This is a genomic window from Dietzia sp. HMSC21D01 (assembly GCF_001815995.1).
Classification (GTDB): domain Bacteria; phylum Actinomycetota; class Actinomycetes; order Mycobacteriales; family Mycobacteriaceae; genus Dietzia; species Dietzia cinnamea.
Map to the genome: position 1 here is coordinate 1 of NZ_KV824013.1, position 5,923 is coordinate 5,923.

Here is a 5,923-nt window from a genome sequence, read left to right on the forward strand (position 1 = left end):
GACCGCGTGGCGCCGCTCCAGGGCGCCGGCCAGCGCGGCGCGGGCGAGGTCGGTGCGGATGTGCAGCCGGTCCAGCCGGTGGGCGGTGAGGTAGGCGCCGAGCAGGGCAGCGGCCAGGGCCGCGACGAGAACGACGACGACGACGAGGACGATCAGCTCAACGGACACGGAGCGTCTCCCCCGGCGCGCGGATCGTCTCGTACACGCGGATCACCCGGTCCGCCACGACGGGCCAGTCGTACTCCCGGACGGCCTCGCTGCCACTGGTGCACAGCTCGGCCCGGCGGGCGGGGTCGGTCAGGACAGCCTTGAGGGCGCCGGCGAGGGCGTCGGCGTCCCCGACCGCCGCGAGTTCTCCGCACTCCCCGTCGCGCAGGACCCGGCGGAACGCGTCGAGGTCCGAGGCGACGACCGCGGTGCCGGCGGCCATGGCCTCCACGAGGACGATGCCGAAGCTCTCGCCGCCGGTGTTGGGGGCGCAGTAGACGTCGGCGGCGGCCAGGACGGCGGCCTTGCGGGCGTCGTCGACGCGGCCGAGGAACTCCACGTCCAGACCGGCGGGCAGCCGTGCCCGCAGGGCGTGCTCGTCGCCGTCGCCCATGATCCGCAGGCGCAGGTCCGGCACCTCGCGCAGGACGGCCGGCAGCGCGGCGGCGAGGACCCCCATCCCCTTCCGGGGCTCGTCGTAACGGCCGAGGAACGTCACGGTCGGGGCGTCGGTCGGCTCCCCTGAGGTGTCGACGTCGCTGAAGGCGCCCACGTCGACACCGTTGGGGATCTCCACGGCGTCGGAGCCCAGGGCCTCCATCTGCCAGCGGCGGGCCAGGCTCGACACGGCGATGCGGCCACGGATCTTCTCGAGCAGCGGCGCCAGGACGCCGTCCGCGGCGTCGAGGATCATCGACCCGGTGGTGGAGGTGTGGAAGGTCGCCGTGATGGGGCCCGAACACATCGCGAGAGCGAACATGCCGACCCCGGGGGCGTTGGGTTCGTGGATGTGCAGCACGTCGAGGGGCTGTTCGCGGAGCCAGTGCCGGGTCGCTCGCCAGGTCGCGGGCCCGAAGCTGAGCCGGGCGACGGACCCGTTGTACGGGATCGGGACGCCCGGCCCGGTCAGCGTCATACCGGAGACCGGGGCACTGCCGGGGCTGCCCGGCGCGAGGACGCGGACGGTGTGCCCGCGACGGCGGAGCTCCTCCGTGAGGTCCACGACGTGGGCCTGTACTCCGCCGGGGGCGTCGAAGGAGTAGGGGCAGATCATGCCGATACGCACGGCCGGATCAGCCCTCGATCCGCTCTCGCCGCTCGGCCGACAGGTCGTCGAGCCACAGGGGCTGCAGCATGTGCCAGTCCGCGGGGTGGCGGGCGATGCCCTCGGCGAACAGATCGGCCATCGCCTGGACGGCGGGCTCGACTCCCCCGGAGACGTCTATCGGCGGGGTGACCCGCACGCGCATCGTGTCGGGGCCGTCGTACCAGAACTGGGCCACGAGGAACGGTGCGCCGGTCTCCACCGCGAGCCTGGCGGCCCCGGCGGGCATGCGGGTGGTCTCGCCGAAGAACGTCACGGGCACACCGGTCCGGCGCAGGTCCCGCTCCCCCGGCAGAGCGACGATGCCGCCTCCGGCGAGGTAGTCCCGCAGCGCGTCGAGCGGTGGGGTGGGTCCGCCCGTATGTGGGTAGATGGTGAACCCCAGACTCTCGCGATAGTCCAGGAAGCGCTGGTAGAGCGACTCCGGCTTGAGGCGTTCCGCGACCGTGGCGAACCCGCCGTACCGCCGCGCGAGCCAGGTGCCACCGAGGTCCCAGTTGGCCGAGTGGGGTAGCGCCACCACGACGCCACGCCCCTGCGCGAGAGCCGCGTCCAGGTGCTCGATCCCGTCGATGGTGCGGTCCATCTCGCGGGCGACGGCCTCGCGGTCCATGGACGGCAGGCGGAACGCCTCCCGCCAGTACCGGGCGTAGGACCGGAAGGAGTCGCGGATGAGCTCGTCGGGGACCTCCGCCGGGGCGACGCCGAGGACCCGGGCGAGATTCCTGCGCAGCTGGGAATCGGGGCCCTGCCGACGGGCGGCGATGTCGGCGCCCGTGCGGAAGAGCGCCCGCGCCAGGCCTTCGGGGAGGGCCCGGACCACGGCCCACCCGGCCGCGTAGCCCAGGTCGGACAGGCGCTCGGGCACGTCGCTCATCGGTCTCCCGGCCCCGTGGCCGGTGCGGTGGCGACGTCCTCGTGGGCCACGCGCCGGAGGTAGTCGGTGCGCCCGCCCCACACCCGCTGGACGACCGTGACGAGGCTGCCCACCGCGACGGCGGTGAGCCCGACCTCGAGGGCCCACGGGACACCCAGTCCCTCGAGCCCGGCGCCGAGCAGGATGAGCACCAGCCGGTCCGCGCGCTCCATGAGCCCGCCGGGGGTACGCAGGCCGCCGGCGTCCGCGCGGGCCTTGGAGTAGGACACCACCTGTGACAGCACCAGGCAGGCCAGGAGCATGACGAGGGCGTAGCGGTTGTCGGGCTCGGCGTGGACGAGCCACCACAGCAGGGAGGACAGGATCACGCCGTCCGCGACCCGGTCGGACACCGCGTCGACCAGGGCGCCGTAGGGCGATCCGCCGCCGCCGGCACGCGCGACGGCGCCGTCGACCAGGTCGAGCAGGGTGCACAACGCGATGACGATCGCGCCCGCGACGAGCAGTCCGTTGCCGAACAGGGCGACGGCCGCGGCGCTGGTCAGCACGAGCCCCGTCAGGGTGATGCCGTTGGCCGTGACGCCCGCCCGGACGAGGAGCGTCGCGAACGGGTGCGTCACCCGGGTGACCCCCGACCTTCCGTACTCGCTGAGCATTCGTCCCCCCGCTTACCTAGAAGGTGTGGTCGACCCGGGCACGGTAGCCGGGGACCCCGTGGTGGACCACGCCTCGGCGAGCAGCTGCCGTGTCTGACGGAGGAGCTGCGGCAGTACCTTGGTGCCGCTGGTCACCGTAATGAAGTTGGCGTCCCCGATCCAGCGTGGGACGACGTGTTGGTGCAGATGGTCGGACAGCGACCCGCCGGCCGCGCCGCCGAGGTTAAGCCCGACGTTGAACGAATCGGGTGCCGAGACCGCCTTGACGACCCGGATCAGGTGCTGCGTATAGGACATCAGCTCACGGGACTCGTCGTCGTCCAGGTCCTCCAGGTTCGCCACCTTGCGGTACGGCACCACCATGGCGTGACCCGGGTTGTACGGGAAGAGGTTGAGTACGACGTAGACATGGTCGCCCCGGGCGACCACCAGCCCGTCCTCGTCGCTCATCCGGGGGATGTCGAGGAACGGCTCCCCCGTCATCCCCTCGGCGGGTTCCGGGCGGGTCTCCGCGATGTAGGACATCCGGTAGGGCGCCCACAGCAGCTGGAGACGGTCCTCGCCCACGCCGAACTGGCGGTATTCCTCGGTCGGCACCGAGTCCCCGGACGTCACACGCGCTCCGCGGTGGGCACGTCGTTGCGGCGCGAGTTGATCCAGTAGGCGATCTTGTCCATGGCGGCGTTGCGCGAGACACCGTTGAGCTGGGTGCCGTCGGGGAACCGGAAGCTCACGGCGCCGGCCTCCACGTCGCGGTCGCCGGCCAGCAGCATGAACGGGACCTTGCCGGTGGTGTGGTTGCGGATCTTCTTCTGCATCCGCTCGTCGGACGTGTCGAGCTCGGCTCGGATGCCCCTGCCGCGCAGTTCGTCGATCACGTCCTCGAGGTGCTTCTCGTGCGCCTCCGCGACGGGGATGCCCACCACCTGCACGGGCGCGAGCCACGCGGGGAACAGGCCTGCGTAGTGCTCGAGGAGCACGGCGAAGAACCGCTCGATCGAGCCGAAGAGCGCGCGGTGGATCATGACGGGGCGCTTCTTGGTCCCGTCGGCGGCGTTGTAGGTCAGATCGAACAGCTCGGGCAGGTTGAAGTCGAGCTGCACGGTCGACATCTGCCAGGTGCGGCCGATCGCGTCACGTGCCTGCACGGAGATCTTGGGACCGTAGAAGGCGGCCCCGCCCGGGTCCGGCACGAGTTCGAGCCCGGAATTCGTCGCCACGCGGCGCAGGGTCTCGGTGGCCCGCTCCCACAGTTCGTCGCCGCCGACGTACTTCTCCGGGTCCTTGGTGGACAGTTCCAGATAGAAGTCGTCGAGACCGTAGTCACGCAGGAGGGAGATGATGAACGAGAGCACGGAGGCGATCTCGCCCTCCATCTGCTCCTCGGTGCAGTAGATGTGCGCATCGTCCTGGGTGAAGCCGCGGGCGCGGGTGAGCCCGTGGATCACGCCCGACTTCTCGTACCGGTAGACGGTGCCGAACTCGAACATCCGCAGTGGCAGCTCACGGTACGAGCGACCGCGGGAGTCGAATACGAGGTTGTGCATCGGGCAGTTCATGGGCTTGACGTAGTAGTCCTGCCCCGGCTTGGTCTCGTTGCCGTCCGCGTCGTGTTCGGCGTCGAGCACCATCGGGGGGAACATACCCTCCGAGTACCAGCTCAGGTGCTGCGACTTGCGGAACAGATCCCCCTTGGTCACGTGTGGGGTGTTGACCAGCGAATAGCCGGCGGCCAGGTGGCGCCTGAGGGAGTGCTGCTCCATCTCGTTGCGGATGATTCCGCCGCGCGGGTGGAACACCGGGAAACCGGAACCGATCTCGTCGGGGAAGCTGAACAGGTCGAGCTCGGTGCCGAGCCGCCGGTGGTCGCGCTTCTCCGCCTCGGCCAGTCGGTCGAGGTAGGCGTCCATGGCCTCGGTGCTCTCCCACGCGGTGCCGTAGATGCGCTGGAGGCCGGCGTTGCTCTGGTCGCCCCGCCAGTAGGCGGCCGATGAGCGGGTGAGCGTGAACGCGGGGATGAACTTGGTGGTCGGGGTGTGGGGCCCGCGGCACAGGTCGGACCAGATGACCTCACCGGTCCGGGGGTTGAGGTTGTCGTACGCGGTGAGTGCGCCCGCGCCCACCTCCATGATCTCGGAGTCCTCGAGCGCCTCGGCGCCGCTCTCGTCGCCGGCGTCCGCTCGACCCTTGTCCTCGATGAGCTCGAGCTTGTACGGCTCGCCGGCCAGCTCGGCCCGGGCCTCGTCGAGCGAGGCGTACTCGCGGCGCGAGAAGCGCTGACCGGCCTTGATGATCTTCTTCATCCGCTTCTCGAGGTCCTTGAGGTCCTCGGGGGTGAAGGGCTCGGCGACGTCGAAGTCGTAGTAGAAGCCGTTCTCGATCGGCGGCCCGATGCCGAGCTTGGCCTCGGGGAACTTGTCCTGCACGGCCTGGGCGAGCACGTGCGCACACGAGTGTCGGATCACCGACCGGCCGTCCTCGGTGTCGGCGCGGACGAGCTCGACCTCGGTGTCCGCCTCCGGCGCCCACGACAGATCCCGAAGGGTGCCCTCCGGGTCGCGCACCACGACGATGGTCTCCGGCCCGCTGCGCGACTGGAGCTCGCGCTCGGCGAGGATCTTGCCCGCCGGCTCACCGGCCGGGATGACGGTGGTCACGGTGGCCGCACCCGTCGCGTCGACATCGGCTTGAGGCATGCGGTTCTCGGACACGGGGGACGATCTCCTCGGCAGTGGACGTCGGGCGGCGACGGGCCGCCCGGGCTGACACCGCGGTCCGAACGTGGGACCGGGCCGGTCCATGCTACCCGGGCCTCCTCGGAATCCCGGACCTCGCCGGGGCGTTGCACCCGGGTATGCGCATCGACATCTGGTCCGACGTCATCTGTCCGTTCTGCTGGATCGGCAAACGGCACCTGGAGGCGGCGTTGGACTCCTTCCGGGTCGAGCATCCCGACACCGAGGTGGAGGTCGCGTGGCGCGCCTACGAACTGGATCCGTCGGCACCCCGCGTCACGGGCGACGAGCCGGGCGAGACCAGCGTCGAGATGCTAGTGGGCATCTCCGTTAGTTCGTCGGG

At 70.9% G+C, this 5,923-nt stretch carries 6 protein-coding genes; 1 reads left to right on the forward strand and 5 read right to left on the reverse strand.

Translation table 11 applies throughout. The annotated features are described in order from the left end of the window. Positions 1–157: 157 nt before the first annotated feature. From HMPREF3086_RS12785 to thrS, 5 genes are read right to left on the reverse strand one after another with little or no spacing between them, the layout of a single operon-like run. Complete coding sequence (locus HMPREF3086_RS12785; protein WP_061228690.1) at positions 158–1,273, reverse strand: glycosyltransferase family 4 protein; 1,116 nt, start codon at positions 1,271–1,273, stop codon at positions 158–160. A gap of 7 nt (positions 1,274–1,280) precedes the next feature. After that, on the reverse strand, positions 1,281–2,189 hold the full coding sequence (locus tag HMPREF3086_RS12790; RefSeq protein WP_007627698.1) for a phosphatidylinositol mannoside acyltransferase: 909 nt from the start codon (positions 2,187–2,189) through the stop codon (positions 1,281–1,283). After that, positions 2,186–2,845, reverse strand: coding sequence for a phosphatidylinositol phosphate synthase (pgsA, locus tag HMPREF3086_RS12795; protein WP_050797115.1), 660 nt, complete (start codon positions 2,843–2,845; stop codon positions 2,186–2,188). Before pgsA ends, HMPREF3086_RS12790 begins: the two co-directional genes overlap by 4 nt. A gap of 12 nt (positions 2,846–2,857) precedes the next feature. Beyond that, positions 2,858–3,460 carry an ATP adenylyltransferase gene (locus HMPREF3086_RS12800; RefSeq protein WP_007627695.1) on the reverse strand — a complete coding sequence of 201 codons (603 nt, stop codon included), beginning with the start codon at positions 3,458–3,460 and terminating at the stop codon, positions 2,858–2,860. Next, complete coding sequence (thrS, locus tag HMPREF3086_RS12805; protein ID WP_043566477.1) at positions 3,457–5,541, reverse strand: threonine--tRNA ligase; 2,085 nt, start codon at positions 5,539–5,541, stop codon at positions 3,457–3,459. Before thrS ends, HMPREF3086_RS12800 begins: the two co-directional genes overlap by 4 nt. Positions 5,542–5,576: 35 nt before the next feature. Between thrS and HMPREF3086_RS19320 the strand changes: the two genes are divergently transcribed. Continuing rightward, positions 5,577–5,923 (forward strand): DsbA family protein (locus HMPREF3086_RS19320; RefSeq protein ID WP_210401872.1); only part of this gene is annotated, 347 nt, incomplete at its 3' end.

Bases quoted from the DNA above. Each gene is read 5' to 3' on its own strand.
- HMPREF3086_RS12790 (WP_007627698.1), bottom strand. From the start codon at position 2,189: ATGAGCGACGTGCCCGAGCGCCTGTCCGACCTGGGCTACGCGGCCGGG.
- pgsA (WP_050797115.1), bottom strand. From the start codon at position 2,845: ATGCTCAGCGAGTACGGAAGGTCGGGGGTCACCCGGGTGACGCACCCG.
- thrS (WP_043566477.1), bottom strand. From the start codon at position 5,541: ATGCCTCAAGCCGATGTCGACGCGACGGGTGCGGCCACCGTGACCACC.